We start from the raw sequence: 19,126 nt of genomic DNA on the forward strand, positions 1-19,126 counted from the left end.
ACCAACGACCCACCCGGCCCAACACCCGAGATCCATACGCCGACGAGGCGCGAGCCGTGCTCGCGCCTCGTCATGGTGGGGTCTGTCCGGTCAGATGACGCCCTGGGCCAGCATCGCGTCCGCCACCCGCTCGAAGCCCGCGATGTTCGCGCCCGTCACGTAGTCGCCCGGGGCGCCGTAGCGCTCGGCGGTCTCGTCGCAGGTGGCGTGGATGTCGTTCATGATGTGCGTCAGCTCTTCCTCGACGCGCGCCGCCGACCACGACGTACGGGCGTGGTTCTGGGCCATCTCCAGGGCGCTGACCGCGACGCCGCCCGCGTTGGCCGCCTTGCCCGGCCCGAACGCGACACCCGCCTGCTGGAAGAGGCGTACCGCCTCCGGAGTGGTCGGCATGTTGGCGCCCTCCGAGACCACCTTCACGCCGTTGCGGATCAGCGCGCCCGCGTCGTCGCCGTCCAGCTCGTTCTGGGTGGCCGACGGCAGCGCGAGGTCGGCCGGTACCTCCCAGACCCGCCCGCCCGGCACGAAGCGGGCCGAGGCGCCCCGGCGTTCGGCGTACGTGTCGACCCGTCCGCGTTCGACCTCCTTGACCTGCTTGAGGAGGTCGAGGTCGATGCCCTTCTCGTCGACCACGTAGCCGGACGAATCCGAGCAGGTCACGGCATTGGCGCCGAGCGCGGCCAGCTTCTCGATGGTGTAGATGGCGACGTTGCCCGACCCGGATACGACCGCAGTGCGGCCTTCAAGGTCCTCACCGCGCCGACGCAGCATCGCCGCCGCGAACAGGACGTTGCCGTATCCGGTGGCCTCCGGACGGATCAGCGAGCCGCCCCAGCCCTGGCCCTTGCCGGTGAGGACGCCGGCCTCCCAGCGGTTGGTGATCCGCCGGTACTGGCCGAACAGGTAGCCGATCTCCCGGCCGCCGACGCCGATGTCACCCGCGGGCACGTCCGTGTGCTCGCCGATGTGCCGGTACAGCTCCGTCATGAACGACTGGCAAAAGCGCATGACCTCCGCGTCGCTGCGGCCCTGGGGCTTGAAGTCGCTGCCGCCCTTGCCGCCGCCGATGCCGAGGCCGGTCAGCGCGTTCTTGAAGATCTGCTCGAAGCCCAGGAACTTGATGACGCCGAGGTTCACCGACGGGTGGAAACGCAGACCGCCCTTGTACGGGCCGAGCGCGCTGTTGAACTCCACGCGGAAACCGCGGTTGACGTGGACGCGCCCCCGGTCGTCCTGCCACGGAACCCGGAAGAGGACCTGCCGCTCCGGCTCGCACAGTCGCTCGATCAGCCCGGGCTCGGCGTACTCGGGGCGGGCCGCTATGACCGGCGCCAGTGTCTCCAGAACCTCGTGAACGGCCTGGAGGAACTCCGGCTGGGCGGGGTTGCGGTGCTCGATCTCGGTGAGCAGCTGCGCGAGCGTGGTCTTCGTCTCGGATCGCGTGGTCAAGGGAGCCCTTTCTGGCACGGCTGCGGGGGCCCGGTACGGGGCGCGGCTCGCTCCGGTGCAGGCCGGTCGGGGCGCTCGGCGGCGTTGCCGTGCGCGGGACGCTCAGGTGTTACGCGCATGGAAACATACGGACCGGCCCCTGGGTCCAGGGGGTGCGACCACGATGCGAGACCGGGCGCGACGCCGGGACCGAGTGACGGCCGTGACGGGGTGCGGTTCGTGTGATCTGGGGGCAGAGTTGATGGCGTGACTGTGCCGAGTGGTGCATGTGGTGGACGACAGATGAGCTGACGCGGGGTGTTCTCGCGGGTCCGGGGCGACCGATGTTCCGTACGCAGGCGGCCGACGGCGGCGATGAGCTGCTTGCCCGGCTGGGGGCGCTGACCGCCCGGGCCCGGGAGCTGGCACGGATGCAGCGTTCCCGGGTGGAGCTGGCGGTGGCTCTGCAGCGCGGCATGCTGCCGCATGACCTTCCCCAGGTCGCGGGCGTGAGGCTGGCGGTGGGTTACATGCCAGCCAATCGCGGGCTGAACGTCGGTGGGGACTGGTACGACGCTTTCACGATGCCCGATGGCCGTGTGGGCCTGTCCATCGGGGATGTACAGGGGCACAACATCCAGGCGGCCGCGTTCATGGGACAGGTGCGGGTCGGTCTGCGGGCGCTGGCGTCGGTCACCGGTGATCCCGGGGAGCTGCTCGCACGTACCAACGACCTCCTGGTGTCGCTGGGCGCGGACCTCTTCGCGACGTGCACGTTCCTGCGGCTCGATCCGGCCACCGGAGTCCTGGAGTGCGCCAGGGCCGGCCACATTCCCCACATCTGGGCCACGGCGGATGGCCGCTCCGGTGTCGACGAGGGAGAGTGCGGTCCCCCGCTGGGGGTGCTCGAGGGCGCCGAGTACCCGGTCGTGTGCCACCGGCTCACCACGGACGGGGTTGTGGTGCTGCTGACCGACGGGGTGGTGGAGGGGCCGTCGCTGAGCCTGGACGAAGGCCTGCGGCGGGTGAGGCGGCTTGCGGAGATCACCACCGCCGCGAGTCTGGGCATCGACGAGCTGGCGCGCGGTGTGATGCGGCTGGCGGACACGGTGGGGCACGAGGACGACGCCGCTGTCCTGGTCGTGGGCCATGAGGGCGCGGCCTTGGAGTAGGACGCGTCGTACGCCTCTGAAGGGCGGGGGACACGGACAGGCGCCCTGGCCTGGCTGAAGTGGCCCGCCCGGTGTCTGATGGCTGCTGTGTGGGCGAAGCGGCGGTTCCGGGTGTCTGTGGAGGGTGCCCTCAAGACACTGGCCGTGGCCGCCTGCTACTACGTGGCCGGACGGCTGGGACTACTGGGCCGGCTGACTGTCGAGGGAGTGGTCGTCACACCCATCTGGCCGCCCACCGGCGTCGCCGTCGCCGCGCTGCTGGTCTACGGCGCCCGGGTCTGGCCCGGGATCGCGGTGGGTTCCCTGGCCGTGATCTCCTCTCTGACCACCCCGGAGCTGACCACCGTGGTCACCATCGCGGGCAACACCATCGCCCCGCTCTGTGCGTATCTGATGCTGCGCCGGGCCGGCTTCAGGGTGGCGATCTCACGGTTGCGGGATGGTCTGGCCCTGGTCTTCCTGGGCGGACTCGGCGCCATGCTGATCAGTGCCACGGCGGGGGTCGGGCTGCAAGTGCTGACCGGTGCACTGGACACGGGGGAGTTCTGGTCGGTGTGGCTGGCCTGGTGGGTGGGCGATGCGATGGGCGTTCTGCTCGTCACGCCGCTCCTGCTCGTGCTTGCGGGAGCCGTCGGGCCGCTGCGGACCAGACGCTGGAAGGAGATGCTGTTCCTGGGGTTGGCGGCGCTGATCGTCGTTCCGGTGGCCGTGATCGGCGAATTGAGCCTGCTGTTCCTCGTCTTCCCGCTGCTGATCTGGGTGGCGTTGCGCTTCCAGTTGGCCGGGAGCATGTTGTGCGCGCTTTTCGCGTCCGTGCTGACCACTTTCGAGGCGAACAGGCAGCAGGGTGCCTTCTTCGATCTGTCAGCCGTGGAGATCATGACCAAACTGCAGGCGTTCAACGGCGCCACGGCGTTGACGGCGCTGCTGCTGTCCGCCATGGTCGCAGAACAGCGCGCGACCCGGCGATCGGTACAGAGCGCGTGCCGGGAACTCGCGGAGGTACTGGACCACCTCGCCGCCGGCGAAACCCCGCCTGAACCATCCCCGGGCCTCCACCGCAGCGCCACGACGACGCCGGACCGCCACCGAGAGCGGTAGGCGGGCCCACCGCCCCCAGTGCTTCACGGTCATCGCGGGCCCGTGGTGCCGTGCCAGTCCAGGAGGAGGACCGTGGCGTCGTCCTTGAGGTTGCCCCGGCAGGCGTCCAGTACCGCTGTCGTCAGAGTGCGAACCGCCTCCCTGGGATGCATGGCGCGGGTGTCGCGTACGAGAGAGGCCAAGTCGACAGCCGCGGCACCGCGGTCCAGCATGCCGTCGGTGAGCAGGACCAGGCGGTCGCCGGCGTGCAGTTGGAGTTCCTGGAGCCGGTACGAGGTGGGCGACGCGACGCCGAACGGCAAGTTGACGGTGAGCTCGACCTCCTCGGCTTCGGCAGCGCCCTCCCGTAGGCGCAGAGGCCAGGGATGCCCTGCGTTGACCAGTTCGCAGGTGCCCGTCTCGAGACGTACGCAGAACAGTTGTCCCGTGGCCAGGCCGCGTCCGTGGGCCAGCAGGGCCTCGTGCGCACGACGGGCTTGGTGCAGTGCGTCGCACCCCGTGCGGCGGGCGCCGCGCAACGCACCCATGACCAGCGTGGCCAGCAGAGCGGAGTCGGTGTCGTGGCCCATGGCGTCGGTGATGGACAGGTGCAGCGTGTCCCGGTCGAGCGTGTAGTCGTAGGTGTCGCCACCGATGTCGTCGGCCGGGACCAGCCCCGCGGCGAGGGTGAACTGGGGGGCCTCGCAACAGGATGACGAAGGGAGTAGCTGGTGCTGGATTTCGGCAGCGAGGCTGGTCCGGGTGGTGCGCCGGCCCGTGTGGTAAAGGTCGGTGAAACGACGGTCCGTGACGATGATGTAGGCCAGTGCGTGAGCTGCGGCGCTGATCTGTTCGAGCACGGCGTCATCGGCGTACTGCAGCGTTATCTCCAGCACGCCGATGCAGTCGCCGCGATTGGTCACCGGCGAGATCACGCGACATCCGCCCTGCCCGTCCGGTTCGACATGCTGGCGCTGGCTGCGCAGAATCGCGTCGTAGACGCTGCCCTGCAAATCGATTTGTTCCGCGGCGTCCGCGGTCCCTCCCTCGTCGTGCACGCTCAGGCGCAGAAGTCGCTGCCCCATGAGATCGACGAACAGGAACGACACGCGCTCCGCCCCGAAGCGCTTGCGCAAGTCGTGTGCGACGACGCCGACGGACTCTCCGGGCGGCGCGGATTCCGCGGCGGCTAGAAGCTCACCCAGTTCAAGATCTCTGCTTTCCATGGCAACCTCCCATCGTCTGTCGCCACTTCTTCCCCCGGATGTCCCGATCTCACCAAGTAGGTCCGTGACGCTCGGCGACACGGTTGTGCGCCGGGCGCGACAAACAGCCGGTGCCAGGCATTTTCACCGCGGGTTTTACCGGGGCCCTATCGGGGGCACGTGGGCAACTCGGACAGAAGCCATCCCGTACAAGGAGGCGGCTTATGTGTTTTAACGATGTGCGAACGGATGCCGGGCCCATGGACAGGGCAACTCTCGACAAACAGCCGGAGGCCGTTGCTCTGGCTCGCGATTTCACCCGTAACTTCCTGGGCGGGATCCACCCGGCCGTGGATCCCGAAGACGCCGCGAGCGTGGAGCTCACGGTGTCAGAACTCGTCACCAATGTCGTGCGTCACGCACGCGGGACCACGTGCTCCCTGCGGCTGCTGGCCCAGCCGGACGGCATCGCGGTCGAGGTGGCCGACGCCGACCCCCGGCCGCCGCGTGAGCGGGCGCCCGACCTCACCGCCGGCACCGGCGGCTTCGGCTGGCCCATAGTGCAGCAACTGGCCAAGGCGGTCACTGTCTCCGCGGGGGCCGGCGGCAAGACCATCCGGGCGATTCTGCCGCGGTAACGGCCCGCGCGGACCGCGGAGTTGTGGCTGGTCGAGGCCGTATGACGGTGACCCAGCGGACTGCCTCAGGAGGCATCGGTGCGGACGGCGGTCGCGGCCAGGGTGGTGAAGGTCATCGTGAAGCGTCCGCCCAGCGAGTCGATGGTGTCCCCGACGGCGTCCAGTATCTCGGCCAGCTGACCCGGACGGAGTTGGGTCCGTCGGCAAGCTGGTGACGGCGGTCATCGCCGACGCAGTGCAACGACGGCCGAACTGAGAAGGCCTGCGGGACGTCGAGAAGGCGATCTCCTACGCTCAACCTCTCGGCGGCAGCTGATGCAGCGTCACGTCGTGCAGCGCGCCGTCGAGGACGGTCAGGGTGAGGAACGTGCAGTACGGCTGGCGTCTGCGGTCGGTGGGTGAACCGGGGTTGAGCAGTCGGAGGCCTCCGGGCGCCTCGGAATCCCAGGGAATGTGGCTGTGGCCGAAGACGAGCACGTCCAGGTCCGGGAAGCGTTGGGCGCACCGGCGCTCTCGTCCGGTGGCCGCGCCGGTCTCGTGCACGACACCGAAGCGCACGCCGTTCAACTCCGCGCGGGCTACTTCCGGGATACGTCGACGCAGCGGGGGACCGTCGTTGTTGCCGAACACGCCGATCAGCCGACGGGACCTGGACTCGAACAGGTCGAGCGTCGCCTCATCGATCCAGTCCCCGGCGTGAATCACCACGTCGGCCTCGTCGATGCCCGCCAAGAGCGCGTCGGGCAGGGCCTTCGCCCGCGTCGGCACGTGCGTGTCAGAGGTCAGCAGCAGCCGCATGGGACCACCGTAGGCCAGCCCGCGGCCGTGAAGTCTGAACCCCACGGCTCCACGGCTCCACGGCCCCACAGCCCCGCTGCAACCGGCCTTGTCACTGAGGGGCTGTCAAGGTGCTGCCGGACCGGCGATCGCGACGCCGCGCAGCAGCAGCAACGCCACGTCCGCCAGCGCCACGGCCACGGCTGCCGCGAACGCGGCCTGCTCCCAGACGCGTCCGAGCAAGGTCCCCGCTACCGCGATCAGCCCTGTCAGCCCGAGTGCCGTCAATCCCCACGCGCCGGGGGGACCCGTGGGCCCAAGCGCCAGAACCGCGGATGCCATCACCAGCGGAACAGGCAGCAACAGACGCGCACGGTCCGGGCCCAGCCGATGCGGCCATCCCCGTACGCCCGTCGCCAGATCGCGGCGGATGTCCGGCAGCACGTCTCCCAGATGGGCTCCGACACCCAGTAGGGCCCCCGCGGCGACGACCCACCAAGCAGGCCACGGTTGCCCCGGCAGTCCCAGCGTCACGAACGCCGGGAGCGCGGCGAAGCCCAGCGCGTACGGCGCCCACGACCACGCTGTCGCCTTGAGGCGCAGGTTGTACGCCCACGCGGCAGCGACTCCGACCAGGTGAACGACGCCCGCCCACCATCCGCAGACCAGGGAGAGCGGAACGCACAACGCCAGTCCGGCATACGCGGCCACCCACACCTCTCTCGCGCGGACCGTGCCGTCGACGATGGGTTTGCCGCGTCGGCCTGCGGCGATGTCCCGTCTCGCGTCGAAGGCGTCGTTGCACCAGCCGACGGACAGCTGTCCGGTCAGGACGGCGGCGGCGGTGAGGACCGAACGCGCGGAGCCCTGCCCGGCGGTCACGGCCAAGGCGGTGATCAAGACGGTGACCGCTACGACAGGACCCGGGTGGCACGATCCGGCAAGGCCACCCAGCCGGCTGCCCCAGCTCGCGGCCGCGCCGGCCGCCGACTGTTCGGGAGTTCCCACCCGGCCGATCGTAGGCGGCCGGCCCCCAGCCGACGGGACCACGCGGCCCGGGCGAGCCCCCGGACGGGCGATCCATGGTGCGGAAGCGGCGGAACGTGGAACAGGTGCAGAGCAACACTCCACTCGGCACACCGGACGGGGAAGCCATGACGCGGATCGTCGCCGTTCGCGGTGCCCTTGCACCGCATCGTCACACTCAGTCCGAGATCACCGACATAGTGGCCCGCACCTGCCTGCCCGAGGGCGCTGACCGGCGGGTACTCGACCGGCTGCATCGCAGTACGCAGGTCCGCTCGCGGCACATGACGCTTCCTCTCCAGCAGTACGGGCAGCTCGACGGATTCGGTGCCGCCAACGACGTCTTCGTGGACCGCGCACCGGGCCTGGGTGCCAAGGTCGTCCGGGACGCGCTCCACACGGCGGGCCTGAACGCAGCTGACGTGGACCTGCTGATCTATACCTCGGTCACCGGCATCGCCACCCCCTCGATCGACGCACGGCTGGTCGGCCGACTCGGGCTGCGGCCGGACGTCAAGAGACTTCCCTTGTTCGGCCTCGGCTGTGCCGGCGGCGCCGCCGGCTTGGCCCGGATGCACGACTACCTGCTGGGCCGGCCCGACGACGTGGCGGTTCTGTTGTCGGTCGAGTTGTGCTCGCTGACCTTCCAGCGTGACGACGCTTCCCTGGCCAACCTGGTCGCCACCGGGCTGTTCGGTGACGGTGCCGCCGCATTGGTCGCGTGCGGCGTGGAGCGCCGGGGGGAAACCGCCGGCCCGACGATCGTGGACACTCGTAGCCGCCTGTATCCGGACACCGGGCGTGTCATGGGCTGGGACATCAAGGACTCCGGCTTTCAGGTCGTTCTCGACCCGATGGTCCCCGACGTGGTGCGCCGTCACCTCGCCGACGACGTCGAGAGATTCCTCGGGGACCACGGCCTGAAGCCGAAGGACGTGGCTGCCTGGGTGTGTCATCCCGGCGGGCCCAAGGTCCTGCACGCGGTCACCGAGGCGCTTGATCTGCCGGAGGAGGCACTCGATGTGACCTGGCGTCACCTGGCCGACGTGGGCAACCTGTCCTCGGCGTCGGTGCTCCACGTACTGCGCGACACATTGGCCGAACGCCGCCCGCCACCGGGTGCGCCGGGCGTTCTCCTGGCGATGGGACCGGGCTTCGCGTGTGAACTGGTCCTGCTGCGCTGGTAGTTCGGTCGGTCGAAGGGCATGGGACACATGATGTGGTACGGACTGCTGGTGGCCGCCGTCGCTGCCGAGCGCGTCGCCGAACTCGTCGTGGCGCGCCGGAACGAGCGGTGGAGCATGGCTCGTGGCGCGACGGTGGCCGGGGAGGGGCACTATCCGGTGATGGTCGCCCTCCACACCGGCCTGTTGGTCGCCTGCTTCGCCGAGGCGTGGCTCGCGGACCGGCCTTTCGTGCCCGCCCTGGCCTGGGCGATGGTGTTCGTGCTTGCGCTTTCGCAGGCGCTGCGGTGGTGGTGCGTCCACGCCCTGGGCCCACGCTGGAACACCCGGGTGATCGTCGTTCCCGGGCTGCCGTTGGTGACGCGTGGCCCGTATCGCTTGAGGTGGCTGCGCCATCCCAACTATGTGGCCGTTGTCGCCGAGGGCGTCGCTCTGCCTTTGGTGCACACGGCCTGGGTCACGGCCGCCGTGTTCACGGTTCTCAACGCCGCCCTCCTCGCGGTGCGCATTCGCTGCGAGAACCGTGCGCTGGCCGTGATGACCACACCGTCCACGTCTGTTCCGGCGTGATCGACGTCCTGGTGGCCGGCGGCGGGCCCGCGGGACTGGCCGCCGCCATCCACGCCGCGCTCCTCGGACTCGAGACTGTCGTCGTCGAACCCCGGAGCGGGCCGGTGGACAAGGCCTGTGGAGAAGGGGTCATGCCCGGCGGCGTCGCCGCACTGCAAGCGCTGGGCGTCCATGTCACCGGCCGCGAACTGCGGGGCATCCGTTACGTGGACGGCCGCACCCGCGCCGAAGCGTCCTTCCGCGGCCGCGGCGGCCTGGGGATCCGTCGTACGACACTGCATCGCGCCCTGCACCAGCGTGCTCTCGGCCTCGGCGTGCGCATGCTGCGCGGCAAGGTCGGCGAGGTACACCAGAGTGCGGAATCGGTCACCGCCGCCGGGCTGACGGCTCGTTGGCTGATCGCCGCCGACGGCCTGCACTCTCCGGTACGCCGGAGCCTGGGGCTGGAGGTGCCGGGGAGTTCCCACCGCCGCTACGGTCTGCGCCGGCACTATCACGTCGAGCCGTGGACGGACTTCGTGGAGGTCCACTGGTCTCGTCGAGGTGAGGCCTACGTGACACCGGTCGGCGACGGCCTGGTGGGTGTCGCCGTCCTCAGTCCTGTCCGCCGCGGGTTCGACGCGCACTTGGCCGAGTTCCCGGCCCTCGGCGCATCCCTGCGCGGCCCGGTCGCGACCGATGTGCGCGGGGCAGGACCGCTGCGGCAGCAAGTGCGGTGCCGGGTCTCCGGCCGCGTACTGCTCGTGGGTGACGCCGCTGGTTACGTGGATGCCCTCACGGGTGAGGGCATCGCCCTCGGGCTGGCTACGGCTCGCGCCGCCGTCGACGCCCTGGCTGCCGGACAGCCGGGGGAGTACGAGCGCGCCTGGACTCTGCTGACCCGCCGCCACCGGCTGCTGACCGGGGCCCTGCTGGCCGCGAGCCGCCGCTCCGGCACCTCCCGCCTCATCGTCCCCGCTGCCGCCCGGATGCCCTCGGTGTTCTCGGCGACGGTCCACGCACTGCAGTAGCCGACCCATGCTCGCCCCCCGCGAGGATGTGATCGCCGCTTTCCACCCGGGAGTCAGAGCAGGGTGAAGGTGTGGACCGCGCCGAGACTGGACACAGATCCGAGCCCCAGCGTGCAGGCGGTGATCTGGAGGGAGGGGGCGGTCATGGTCTCCACGAAGCTGTGGCCCTGGAGGTAGCCGCCGGTGACGGTGCCGGTGAAGGTGTTGGTGAAGACGGCAGCGGCGAGGTTGGAGACGCGCTGGGCTGTGACGGTGCTGCTGTGACCGTTGCTCCAGTGGATGGTCCAGCTGACAGTCGCCGTGGAGAGCAGCTGCAGGCAGGACCGGCTGGTGGTGTTGGAGGAGTTGTGCGTCCCCCCGGTGATGGCGGCTGCGCCACCGGTGCCCACGCAGGGGCCGTAGGTCTGGTCGATCGTGCGGGTGCTGGAGGCAGTGGTGGAGGTGATGGGCGGGTCGTAGGTGGTGGTCGAGGTGCCGGTGCACGTAAGGGTGTCGAGAGCCTGCGTCGAGGCGTGGGCATCGGCATCGGCAGCCGTGGCCGGGGCGAGGGGGGCGAGCGCTGCCGCAGCAGCTATCACGGTGCTCGCCAACCATTTCGACGTTCTGCGCATGAGCGGTCCTTTCGGGTGGGTCGGGCGAGGAACTCGCCCGGACAGCAGCGCACCGGTCCCCTTGGCGACGCGGGGACTTGGGTCCGGCGTGGGCCGGACGGACGGGCACCGCCCCACCACCTTCGGGGCATGGCCCACGCGCCCCAAGGGCGCGACAGTCGTCTGTGTGGGTGGTGGCAACACACCCCGTGCGAGCGCTCGGGCAGGGCTTGGAGAGCGCCCGACGGCGACGCGGTGAGCCGAGGATCTGACCAACACCTTCCGCCGGGTCGACGCGGAAAGGTCCGGCTCTCCTACGGGCGGTCCGCGGTCAGGCCGGGTCGTTGCCTGCTGCCCTCAGCTTCGTCTCCACCGCTGCCTCGACCTCCTGCCGGGCAACACCCTGCTCGGCCGCATGCTCAGCGATCGCGTTTTGGGCGTCGCGGGCCAGGTCGCGCCACGCGCGCCACGCCGTCTCGTAGGTCTTCTTCTGCGAATCGGACCACTGCGCGGTGGCCGGTGGGCCGTACTCTCCCCGCAATCCAAGGACCTCGCGGTGCGCCGCGTCCGCAGCCTGCTGTCTTTCGGCCAGTTCATCCAGTGTGTGCGCCACCGGCGAATGCTAAGCAAAAGCGACATATCCCCAGACGTGCCGCGCGGGGGACGAGGAAAGTGTCATCGATGGGGCGCCGGAGTACCAGGCAGCTCCATCGCCGATGGGTCACAGCCGCGACCTCAGCACGTCGACCTCACAGCCCGGCGCGAACGGGTCGAAGCCGTGCTCGACCAGCCAGCGAACCGCGAGCAGACTACGCACCGACCACCACGCGTGGATCACGTCGAGGTCGACGTCGGAGCCGTAGCCGGCGATGACGTCGCCCAGGTGCTCTTCGTGTCCCAGCGTGTATGTGGCGAGGTCGAACAAGGCGTCACCCTGGCCCGCCTCGGACCAGTCGATGATTCCGGTGATCTCATCGCCGTCGATGAACACGTGGGCGATCTGCAGGTCGCCGTGCGTGAACATCGGAGTCCACGGGCGGAACGCGGCCTGTGCGACTTGGCGGTTACGGGCGACCAGGTCGGCGGGCAGGACGCCGTTCGTCACGAGCCACTCGCCCTCGCTGTCGAGCTCCGCCGCCAGCTTGTCGAGATCCCGGCCGGCCCGGCCGGGCCATGGCGGCAACGGCGCGTCGTGCAACTTCCGGATGGCGGCACCTGCCGTGGCCCACGCCGCCGGCGGCGCGGTCACCGACTCGCCGAGACGGCCGAGCGTCTTTCCCGGGACCGCGGCGATCGCTACAGCGGGGGGCTTGCGCCACACGATATCCGGGGTCGGGACCGGCGCCAGGGACATCGCTTCGACCTCGCGATCGATGCGCGCTTGATCGGCGTCCACCTTCAGGAACACGTCGCCGACGCGCAGCGTCGCGCGCTCGGAGTGAGCGACGACGACCTCGACTTCATCCATGGCGACCACTATCCCGGATGACTGCCCGTGGGTGCCGGGGAATATCGCGGGACGCAGCGCACCCCGCGAACTCCGGTGCTGGCGGCCCAACTAGGGTGTGGCGCGAATGTCCGTGATCGGATCGGAGCTGCCATGCCCCTGCAGATGAAGTTGAGCGCCATCACGCTCGACTGTCCCGATCCGATGGCTCTGGCGGAGTTCTATCAGCAGGCCACGGGTCTCGAACTCCACCCGAAGTCAGATGACGAGTTCGCCGGCCTCAACGGCGAGGACGGACTCCTCGTCGGCTTCCAGCGGGTCGCGGACTACCGGGCTCCGAGCTGGCCCGACCAGATCGTTCCGCAGCAGCTTCACATCTGTTTCAAGGTCGGGGACGACCTGGACGGGGCCGAGGCCCGGCTGCTCGAGTTGGGGGCGGGCAAGCCCGAGCACCAGCCTCACGGCACCAAGGCGCGGGTTTTCACAGATCCGGCCGGGCACCCCTTCTGTGTGGTCAGAGGCAGATAGTTCATGTAGTTCATGCAGGGGGCGCCAAGTCGAGGAATTCCCAGTGAGCTTGGGGCTGTGCGTCGCTGAGCCACTTCCCGCAGTTCTGCAGGACCGTGGGGCTTGAGGTGATGTGCTGCGTACCCGTGTTGAGATCGCGCAGGAATCGGTCGATCGGACCGCGCCGGATCGCCGCCGTCCCGGCCCATCGATGCACCGTCCGGCCCACTTCCTGCACGGTCCACGTCGTGTGGTTGAGCGCCAGCCTGAGTAGTGTGTCCTGCTCGGTACTCGGCAACTCGCCCGCGTCAAGGGCGACTTCGATGCCCCGCCAGACCTCCATCGCCCACGCCCGCGCGGAACGAAGCTTTGCTTCGGCGCTCGCGTACTCCGCGTGGAACTGCGCGGTGTCGACGGCGGCGTTACGTGTGCCGGACTTGGCCGCGGCGACCAACTTCAGTTCGTCGAGCAGGCGCCGCCCGACACCGAGCGCCCAGCCCGTGTGCCCGATGGCGGACATGTTGACCAGGCCGATGCGGTAGATCGCCCCGCCGTTGGTCGGGTTCGTCGTCGTGGCGACATACGTGTGCGTGGCGGGCACGTGCACGTCGGTGCAGTGGTAGTCGATGCTGTGTGTCGCACGCAGCCCCAGCACATCCCAGTTGTCGACGAGTTCCACCTGCGGTTTCGGCATGGCAAGGACCCGCAGCTCATCCGTGCCCTCGACCTGGACCGCACTGTGGATGTGGGTGGCGTGCGCCATCCCGGAGGCGAACTGCCAACTGCCGCTCACCAGATAGCCGCCCTCCACCGGGACCGCCCGGCCGGGCCGGGTGCCATGCCCTGCCAGTAACGCGTGGTCCCCGCCCGCGACATCCGGGAACAAGTCGGCCGCCGCAGCGGCATCGACGTAAGCCGCGGTGGTGCCTGTCATCAGCTGGAGCGCCATCATCGTCCACCCGGCCGTGGCGTCGTGGTGGCTGAGCCGCTCGACTGTCTCTATCAGTTGGCGCGGGGAGAACTCGTAGCCGCCGAGGTTCTGCGGCAGTGCGGCCCTCACGATCCCGGCACCCAGCAGTGCCCGCGCGGTGTCCTCGGTGAGTCTGCCGAGTTCCTCGGCGGTCTCCGCGTCCGCGTCGACCGCCCCGCCGAGTACGTCGATTCGCTCGAGCAGCGCGGGAAATTCCGGGCTGACGTGCAATCCGGCCGAGACCGTCATGGATGATCGCTCCTCGCAACTAGCGCCGCCGTTCCTGCATTCCTAGGGGGGACGCGCTGTGGACTTGGCGCGGTTCTCCGGATGCGCTCCGGCCCGGACGGTCCCGGAAAACCGTTGGGCGGGCCACGGCGGCCACTGCTAGTCTGCCCGCGGCCGTGCGAGAGAACGAGGAGGTGGTACCCGTGAACGCAGTATCGACATGGGTGCTCCCCTCCGGGGTCACGGCCGGGCGATAGGTCGTCCGGGAGCGCCGCTCAAGCGCACTCCCGAAAGGCACGACCATGCACTTCACTTCAGAACAACGCCTCGACGACGGTGTACTCGAACGCGAATTCACCCTCGGCGAGATCCCAGGCATGGAGATCCCCGGCACCCTGTGGACGCCTGATGCCGCAGGACCCGCCCCGCTGATCCTGATGGCCCACAACAACGGCCTGCCCAAGCGGGAACCGCGGCTGGTGGCCCGAGCCCGGCACTGCGCGGCGTACGGCTATGCGGTGGCGACCATCGACGCCGCAGGGTGCGGCGACCGGCCCCGATCCGCCGCCGACGAGCAGGTGCGCGCCGAGCTGCGCCGGGCGATGCAGGCCGGCGAGCCGGTCGACGAGATCTTCGAGTCCTTCATCGGCCCGCTGGTCGACAAGGCGGTCCCGGATTGGCAGACCACTCTGGACGCCCTCTCCTCACTGCCCGAGATCGGCGGCCAGGTCGGGTACTCGGGGTGGACTGCCCTCGGTATTCGCCTCGCGGCGGTCGAGCCGCGCATCGCGGCCGCCGGTTTCTTCGCCGGCGGTTATGTGCCCCGGGCTCAGCGCGAGGAGGCCCGGCAGATCACCATTCCGCTGCTGCTCCTGCTGCAGTGGGACGACGAAGGCAACCCCCGGCAGCGGGCCCTGGACCTGTTCGAGGCGTTCGGCAGCAAGGAGAAGACGCTGCACGCCAACCTGGGCGGGCACACCGGGACCCCGTGGTTCGAGGCGGACGACGGGAACCGCTTCTTCGGCCGGCACCTGAACTGACGTGACGCCGTCATGGAGGACAGGCCTCGGCCTGTCCTCCATGACGGCGGCGAACGCGCCCGCCAACAACTGCGACGAACGCCCCCGCCGCTACGACGACGTGTTGCTCAGTGCCGTGAGAACGGCCAGCGGCGTCGCCGCTGCCCATGCCTGCGGGGAGCAGGAGTGGGGGTAGGGGACCGGCCGCTCGTGCTGGGCGCGCTCGTATCCCGCCATCACCTCGGGCAAACGGTGGTCCTGGTGCGCCGACGCGGCCACCAGCCCCTGCGCGACCGCCCGTGCCTCGTCGGCGAGCCCGCAGCGGGCGAGACCGAGCAGGACGACCGCGGTGTCGTGGGGCCAGCAGCTGCCCCGGTGGTAGGAGAGCGGGTGGTATCCGGGCTGCCCCGAGGCCAGCGTCCGGATGGCCCACCCGGTGAAGAAGTCGGGCTGCAGCAGGCGTTGGCCCACGCGGCGGGCCTGCGACGCGTCGAGGATGCCGGACCACAGGAGGTGACCGGCGTCGGAAGCCAGCGAGTCGACGTGCCTGCCCTCGCCGTCCAGTGCGAGAGCGGGGAAGTCGGCCTCGGCCATCCAGAAGTCGCGTACGAAGCGCACGCGCAGCTGAGCCGCCGTCTCCTCGAGCCGGTCGGCGAAGGCAGCGTCGTTCCACAGGGAGCGGGCGAGGCGTGCCGTGCGTACCAGCGCGTCGTAGGCGTAGCCCTGGGCCTCGGCGACGGCGATCGGCCCTTCGGCCTGGGTGCCGTCGAGGAAGCAGATCGCCCCCGCGGAGTCCTTCCAGTTCTGGTTGACCAGGCCCCGCGGATCGGGTGAGTAGACCAGATAGCCGCGGTCGTCCAGACCACCGTCCCGGAACATCCAGGCGACGGCGGCCCGTGCCTGCTCCTCCAGGCGCTGTGCGAGCGTGTGGTCGCCGGTGGCCTGCGTGTAGCTGTCCAGGAGCACCAGGAAGAGCGGGGTGGAGTCCACCGAGCCGTAGTAACGGCCGTACGGCACCTGGCGGAAGTGGGCCAGCTCGCCGTGCCGTATCTCATGGACGATGCGGCCCGGCTGCTCGTTGCGGAACGCGTCGTACTCCGTGCCCTGCGTCGCGGCGAGCGCGCTGAGCGTGCCCGCGGCCAGCTGCGGCCGGTAGGGGAGTGCGAAGAGCGAGGTGAGCAGTGAGTCGCGCCCGTAGAGCGACAGGAACCAGGGCACTCCGGCGCCTGGCAGGCGCACGCTCTCCCCGTCCGGCCCGGGAGCGGACACCTGGAGCGAGGCCAGGTCGCTGAGCCCACGGGCGCAGGCGGCGGCGAGCCCGTCGGGAGCGTCGGACGGCATCGGCAGTGGAGCACCGACGAACGCCGCCCGCTCGGCGGCCAGGTCGGCCGCCGCCCGGGAAGGCGTGATGGGCGCGGTCGGCGCGGCGGATTCCGGCGCACCGGGCGCGTGTGCCGCGGCCGACAGGAGCAGTTGCGCGCTGCCGTGAGCGGGCAGATCGATGTGCCATTCCAGCCGGTGGGCGGTGTTGGCCCGCGACGGCCCCAAGGGCTCTTCGGGTCGCACCGCCGTGGGGGCAGGGGTCGCGGACACCGTGGTCCTGGCGACCCAGTCCGCCCGCTCGTAGACGAAGGCGACACCGTCGGGCAGGACAGTCGCGGTGCGCCGGGCACCGTCCTTGGCGTAGTCCCGCTTGTCGGACCGCAGTTCGAGCTGATCGGCGAAGTCGGCGTCCACGGTCAGGCCGAGGACGGCCGTGGTGGGGGACGGGCGGTTGTTGACCAGTTGGATACGTTCCGTCAGAACCCCTGGAGCCGGGGCCTGTTCGCGGAAGACGGTGTAGGCCGGGGGCTCGTCGCGGGTGCCCGGCGGGGTGAGCACACACTGGGCTGACGTCTCGCCCGCGGACGGGGTGAGCACGAGGGGAGTGGCGCCGTCGACCGTCAGGGTCCACCGGCTCACATGGCGTGCGTCGCGGTGGAAGAACCCGTCGGGCGATGAACCGCTGCGGCCGGTGAGACCGCCGTCGGCGCCGAGCACGGCGAAGGTTCCAGAGTGGATCAAGGTGGTGTCCGCTGCGCCGTTCACGTACGCGCTCCGTTCGAAGGGCTTTCGGGGCCGGGGCCCGCGGAGCGCCGGCCGGCCAGCAGGTCGAGGGTGAGGGCCGCGGTCCATCCGAAGTCGCGGGTGCCGCGGGCCTGGGCGGTGACCGGGTCCACGTACTCGGCGAAGCCACTCGCACCCGCCGCGCCGAGCATGGCCGTGCGCAGCGTGTCCGCCGCGCGGAGTTGTCCGTACTGGCGCAGGCCGCGCTCAAGGAGCCAGTTGGTGTTGAACCACGCCGGTCCCCGCCAGTAACGGGACGGGTCGAAGGCACGCCCGTCGAAGTCGTACGACGGCAGCATGGGCACCGCGCCGAGCCGGAAGCCGGGGCCGCCTGCCGTGGTGAGCAGGGCGTCGACGATGTGCTGGGGGAGTGCGGGCACGATCAGCGGCACGAGCCCGGCGATGCTGCGCTCGGCGATGAGCTCGCCGCCCACCAGGTCGCGGTTGAGGAACATGCCGTCGGCGGGCGACCAGAGCCGCTCGACCAGCGCGGCCGTCAGGCGCGCCGCCCGCTCCTCGTGCGGAGCCGGGTCCGCACCGATCTCGGCGGCGATCTTGGCGAGGGCGTGTTCCGAGACGATCAGCAGCGCGTTGACGCAAGGGTCCTCGACGGCGAAGGCGTGGTCGCTGCCCGCATCCGCGTAGCCGCTGTCCCGGTAGTCGGTGGCGAGGCGCACATAGCGCCCGTAATCCAGGTCGGTGGGACGTTCCGCGGGCTGACCGTGGTCGAGATCGGCGCGCCGGTAGGAGCCCGCGGCGACGGGGTCGACGCGCGCCAACGGGCCGTCCCAGCAAGGGCTGTTGTCCATGCCGGGCTCCCATGGGTGCACCATGGCGGCAAGCCCCCCGCGGCCGAGGTCGCGCGGCCCCGTCAGGTAGTCGTGCCAGGCGGCGAGCCGGCCGTACAGGCGGGGCAGAAAGCCGCGGCGGCGCGAGGCCTGGGGGTCGGCTTCGTGGACGAGCCAGGCGGCCATGGCGTGGACCGGCGGCTGCACGATGCCGGAGGTCTCGGTGTGGGTGGGGGCTCCGGCGGCGGCGCCGGCCGTGGAGGAGCGCCAGAAGTCGGGGCTGGGGAAATAGGCGTCCAGCGGCACCTGCGGATTGAAGACGATGTGGGGAACGCGTCCGTCGGCCCACTGGGCGCCCAGCAGGCTCTCCAGCTCGCGCTGGGCCCTGCGTACGGAGAGGTGGCGCAGGCCGATCGCGATGAACGCCGAGTCCCAGCTCCACTGGTGCGGGTACAGCCCGCGGGAGGGGACGGTGGAGATGCCGGTCCAGTTGCGGAGCAGGACCCGTGCCGCGCCGCGCCGAAGGGTCAGGTCATCGGCGGCGGCGGGCACGGGAGTTTCGAGCAGCGAGGTCACGCGCCGGACCTCCGCAGGAACGCGGGGATGGAGCGCACCGCCTGGACGGGGTCGCCGGTCAGCCGGCACTCGGCGGCGAGGTAGCCGTCGAAGCCGATGGTGTGCAGGGCGCCGAGCCATGCGGGCCAGTCGAGGTGACCGGCGCCGGGCTGGAACCGGTTGGAGTCGCTGACCTGCGCGTGCCCGATGTAGGGGGCGACGGCGAGGATGGCCGCGGCGGGGTCGGCCTCCTCGATGTTCATGTGGTAGCTGTCGATGCCGATGCGCACGGAGTCGAGGCCCACAGTGCGGATCAGGTCCGCCGCCTGGTCGAGGCGGTTGACCATGTGGTCCTCGTAGCGGTTGAGGGGCTCCAGGTACAGGGTGACGCCCTCGGCGCGCGCGTGTTCGCCGAGCTCGCCCAGCCCTTCGAGGAGCACATCGCGGTCCTGCTGCTCGGAGCGGGGCGGCTCGAAGGGAGGCAGGCGGCGCGAGAACATGCCGTACGAGGCCGGTGTCTGCACGCCGAGCGCGCCGATCTCGGCTGCCACGCTGAGCTGCGACTTCATCTGTGCCAGCGCGTCGCGCCGCAGGTCGTCGTCGAACGCGGCGAAGAAGTGGAGCATGTCGACGCAGACGGTCGGCATGACCACTCCGTCGGCGAGGGCCTGCTTCAGCTCGGGAAGCCGGTCACGGAAGTGGAAGTCGCCCTTGGAGCGCAGCTCGACCGCGTCGTAGCCGGCGTCCTGCGCGAACGCCCACTTCTCCTGGAGTGTGTCGCCCGGGAGAAGCTGTTCCTGGCAGGCGGTTTTCAGCATGGTGAAGC

19 protein-coding genes and 1 pseudogene are annotated in these 19,126 nt (G+C 70.4%); 8 read left to right on the forward strand and 12 right to left on the reverse strand.

The features are described 5' to 3' along the window. Positions 1-90 precede the first annotated feature (90 nt). Positions 91-1,449 carry an NADP-specific glutamate dehydrogenase gene (gene gdhA, locus ABXJ52_RS36135; protein ID WP_367048246.1) on the reverse strand — a complete coding sequence of 453 codons (1,359 nt, stop codon included), beginning with the start codon at positions 1,447-1,449 and terminating at the stop codon, positions 91-93. 323 nt (positions 1,450-1,772) lie between these two features. Here gdhA and ABXJ52_RS36140 point away from each other — a divergent pair, with 323 nt between their 5' ends. Both ABXJ52_RS36140 and ABXJ52_RS36145 read left to right on the forward strand, forming a co-directional pair. After that, positions 1,773-2,600 carry a PP2C family protein-serine/threonine phosphatase gene (locus tag ABXJ52_RS36140; RefSeq protein WP_367048249.1) on the forward strand — a complete coding sequence of 276 codons (828 nt, stop codon included), beginning with the start codon at positions 1,773-1,775 and terminating at the stop codon, positions 2,598-2,600. A gap of 78 nt (positions 2,601-2,678) precedes the next feature. Next, positions 2,679-3,701 carry an MASE1 domain-containing protein gene (locus tag ABXJ52_RS36145; RefSeq protein WP_367048251.1) on the forward strand — a complete coding sequence of 341 codons (1,023 nt, stop codon included), beginning with the start codon at positions 2,679-2,681 and terminating at the stop codon, positions 3,699-3,701. A gap of 29 nt (positions 3,702-3,730) precedes the next feature. On the opposite strand, the gene ABXJ52_RS36150 is transcribed toward ABXJ52_RS36145, so the two are convergent. Further along, positions 3,731-4,906, reverse strand: coding sequence for a PP2C family protein-serine/threonine phosphatase (locus ABXJ52_RS36150; protein ID WP_367048253.1), 1,176 nt, complete (start codon positions 4,904-4,906; stop codon positions 3,731-3,733). A 239-nt stretch (positions 4,907-5,145) separates the two neighbouring features. On the opposite strand from ABXJ52_RS36150, the gene ABXJ52_RS36155 reads away from it, so the two are divergent. Next, entirely contained in the window at positions 5,146-5,523 is a 378-nt protein-coding gene (locus ABXJ52_RS36155) for an ATP-binding protein (protein WP_367048254.1), read from the forward strand. A 65-nt stretch (positions 5,524-5,588) separates the two neighbouring features. Here the strand turns inward: ABXJ52_RS36155 and ABXJ52_RS36160 are convergent. The 3 genes and pseudogenes from ABXJ52_RS36160 to ABXJ52_RS36170 form a co-directional block, all read right to left on the reverse strand. Continuing rightward, positions 5,589-5,720, reverse strand: a pseudogene (locus ABXJ52_RS36160) (SAM-dependent methyltransferase); the annotation flags it as partial. Between the two features lie 97 nt (positions 5,721-5,817). After that, positions 5,818-6,321: a metallophosphoesterase gene (locus tag ABXJ52_RS36165; RefSeq protein ID WP_367048256.1), complete on the reverse strand. Its 504-nt coding sequence runs from the start codon at positions 6,319-6,321 to the stop codon at positions 5,818-5,820. A gap of 105 nt (positions 6,322-6,426) precedes the next feature. Then, positions 6,427-7,308 (reverse strand): UbiA family prenyltransferase, encoded by an 882-nt coding sequence (locus ABXJ52_RS36170; RefSeq protein ID WP_367048258.1) that lies wholly within the window; start codon positions 7,306-7,308, stop codon positions 6,427-6,429. 146 nt (positions 7,309-7,454) lie between these two features. On the opposite strand from ABXJ52_RS36170, the gene ABXJ52_RS36175 reads away from it, so the two are divergent. The 3 genes from ABXJ52_RS36175 to ABXJ52_RS36185 are packed head-to-tail and all read left to right on the forward strand — an operon-like array spanning position 7,455 to position 10,090. After that, entirely contained in the window at positions 7,455-8,513 is a 1,059-nt protein-coding gene (locus ABXJ52_RS36175; protein WP_367049479.1) for a 3-oxoacyl-[acyl-carrier-protein] synthase III C-terminal domain-containing protein, read from the forward strand. A 27-nt stretch (positions 8,514-8,540) separates the two neighbouring features. Next, a complete protein-coding gene (locus ABXJ52_RS36180) occupies positions 8,541-9,080 on the forward strand; it encodes an isoprenylcysteine carboxylmethyltransferase family protein (RefSeq protein ID WP_367049480.1) in 540 nt (179 codons plus the stop codon). Beyond that, entirely contained in the window at positions 9,077-10,090 is a 1,014-nt protein-coding gene (locus ABXJ52_RS36185; protein WP_367048260.1) for an FAD-dependent monooxygenase, read from the forward strand. Before ABXJ52_RS36180 ends, ABXJ52_RS36185 begins: the two co-directional genes overlap by 4 nt. 53 nt (positions 10,091-10,143) lie before the next feature. Here ABXJ52_RS36185 and ABXJ52_RS36190 read toward each other — a convergent pair whose 3' ends face one another. From ABXJ52_RS36190 to ABXJ52_RS36200, 3 genes are all read right to left on the reverse strand, one after another. Continuing rightward, on the reverse strand, positions 10,144-10,701 hold the full coding sequence (locus ABXJ52_RS36190; protein WP_367048262.1) for a hypothetical protein: 558 nt from the start codon (positions 10,699-10,701) through the stop codon (positions 10,144-10,146). 310 nt (positions 10,702-11,011) lie between these two features. Continuing rightward, on the reverse strand, positions 11,012-11,293 hold the full coding sequence (locus tag ABXJ52_RS36195; protein ID WP_367048264.1) for a hypothetical protein: 282 nt from the start codon (positions 11,291-11,293) through the stop codon (positions 11,012-11,014). A 108-nt stretch (positions 11,294-11,401) separates the two neighbouring features. Then, positions 11,402-12,148, reverse strand: coding sequence for a phosphotransferase (locus tag ABXJ52_RS36200; RefSeq protein WP_367048266.1), 747 nt, complete (start codon positions 12,146-12,148; stop codon positions 11,402-11,404). A gap of 132 nt (positions 12,149-12,280) precedes the next feature. Here ABXJ52_RS36200 and ABXJ52_RS36205 point away from each other — a divergent pair, with 132 nt between their 5' ends. Continuing rightward, positions 12,281-12,655 (forward strand): VOC family protein, encoded by a 375-nt coding sequence (locus ABXJ52_RS36205; RefSeq protein WP_367048268.1) that lies wholly within the window; start codon positions 12,281-12,283, stop codon positions 12,653-12,655. Positions 12,656-12,665: 10 nt separating this feature from the next. Here ABXJ52_RS36205 and ABXJ52_RS36210 read toward each other — a convergent pair whose 3' ends face one another. After that, positions 12,666-13,853 carry an acyl-CoA dehydrogenase gene (locus tag ABXJ52_RS36210; RefSeq protein WP_367048270.1) on the reverse strand — a complete coding sequence of 396 codons (1,188 nt, stop codon included), beginning with the start codon at positions 13,851-13,853 and terminating at the stop codon, positions 12,666-12,668. A 281-nt stretch (positions 13,854-14,134) separates the two neighbouring features. Here ABXJ52_RS36210 and ABXJ52_RS36215 point away from each other — a divergent pair, with 281 nt between their 5' ends. Continuing rightward, positions 14,135-14,872 (forward strand): alpha/beta hydrolase, encoded by a 738-nt coding sequence (locus tag ABXJ52_RS36215; protein ID WP_367048272.1) that lies wholly within the window; start codon positions 14,135-14,137, stop codon positions 14,870-14,872. Between the two features lie 90 nt (positions 14,873-14,962). Here the strand turns inward: ABXJ52_RS36215 and ABXJ52_RS36220 are convergent, their stop codons facing one another. Genes ABXJ52_RS36220 through ABXJ52_RS36230 form a run of 3 tightly spaced genes read right to left on the reverse strand, consistent with a single transcriptional unit; the run spans position 14,963 to position 19,118 of the window. After that, positions 14,963-16,939 (reverse strand): glycogen debranching N-terminal domain-containing protein, encoded by a 1,977-nt coding sequence (locus tag ABXJ52_RS36220; protein WP_367048273.1) that lies wholly within the window; start codon positions 16,937-16,939, stop codon positions 14,963-14,965. Continuing rightward, entirely contained in the window at positions 16,936-18,321 is a 1,386-nt protein-coding gene (locus ABXJ52_RS36225; RefSeq protein WP_367048275.1) for a trehalase family glycosidase, read from the reverse strand. Before ABXJ52_RS36225 ends, ABXJ52_RS36220 begins: the two co-directional genes overlap by 4 nt. Then, a complete protein-coding gene (locus tag ABXJ52_RS36230) occupies positions 18,318-19,118 on the reverse strand; it encodes a sugar phosphate isomerase/epimerase family protein (protein ID WP_367048277.1) in 801 nt (266 codons plus the stop codon). Before ABXJ52_RS36230 ends, ABXJ52_RS36225 begins: the two co-directional genes overlap by 4 nt. Between the last annotated feature and the right edge of the window lie 8 nt (positions 19,119-19,126).

The organism is Streptomyces sp. Je 1-332, assembly GCF_040730185.1.
Taxonomy (GTDB): Bacteria; Actinomycetota; Actinomycetes; order Streptomycetales; family Streptomycetaceae; genus Streptomyces.

Excerpts from the sequence above, each read along its gene's own strand:
- ABXJ52_RS36200 (WP_367048266.1), bottom strand. The coding sequence starts at position 12,148 with ATGGATGAAGTCGAGGTCGTCGTCGCTCACTCCGAGCGCGCGACGCTG.
- ABXJ52_RS36155 (WP_367048254.1), top strand. The coding sequence starts at position 5,146 with ATGGACAGGGCAACTCTCGACAAACAGCCGGAGGCCGTTGCTCTGGCT.
- ABXJ52_RS36230 (WP_367048277.1), bottom strand. The coding sequence starts at position 19,118 with ATGCTGAAAACCGCCTGCCAGGAACAGCTTCTCCCGGGCGACACACTC.
- ABXJ52_RS36165 (WP_367048256.1), bottom strand. The coding sequence starts at position 6,321 with ATGCGGCTGCTGCTGACCTCTGACACGCACGTGCCGACGCGGGCGAAG.
- ABXJ52_RS36140 (WP_367048249.1), top strand. The coding sequence starts at position 1,773 with ATGTTCCGTACGCAGGCGGCCGACGGCGGCGATGAGCTGCTTGCCCGG.
- ABXJ52_RS36145 (WP_367048251.1), top strand. The coding sequence starts at position 2,679 with ATGGCTGCTGTGTGGGCGAAGCGGCGGTTCCGGGTGTCTGTGGAGGGT.
- ABXJ52_RS36150 (WP_367048253.1), bottom strand. The coding sequence starts at position 4,906 with ATGGAAAGCAGAGATCTTGAACTGGGTGAGCTTCTAGCCGCCGCGGAA.
- ABXJ52_RS36210 (WP_367048270.1), bottom strand. The coding sequence starts at position 13,853 with ATGACGGTCTCGGCCGGATTGCACGTCAGCCCGGAATTTCCCGCGCTG.
- ABXJ52_RS36205 (WP_367048268.1), top strand. The coding sequence starts at position 12,281 with ATGCCCCTGCAGATGAAGTTGAGCGCCATCACGCTCGACTGTCCCGAT.
- ABXJ52_RS36175 (WP_367049479.1), top strand. The coding sequence starts at position 7,455 with ATGACGCGGATCGTCGCCGTTCGCGGTGCCCTTGCACCGCATCGTCAC.
- ABXJ52_RS36180 (WP_367049480.1), top strand. The coding sequence starts at position 8,541 with ATGATGTGGTACGGACTGCTGGTGGCCGCCGTCGCTGCCGAGCGCGTC.
- ABXJ52_RS36215 (WP_367048272.1), top strand. The coding sequence starts at position 14,135 with ATGCACTTCACTTCAGAACAACGCCTCGACGACGGTGTACTCGAACGC.
- ABXJ52_RS36190 (WP_367048262.1), bottom strand. The coding sequence starts at position 10,701 with ATGCGCAGAACGTCGAAATGGTTGGCGAGCACCGTGATAGCTGCTGCG.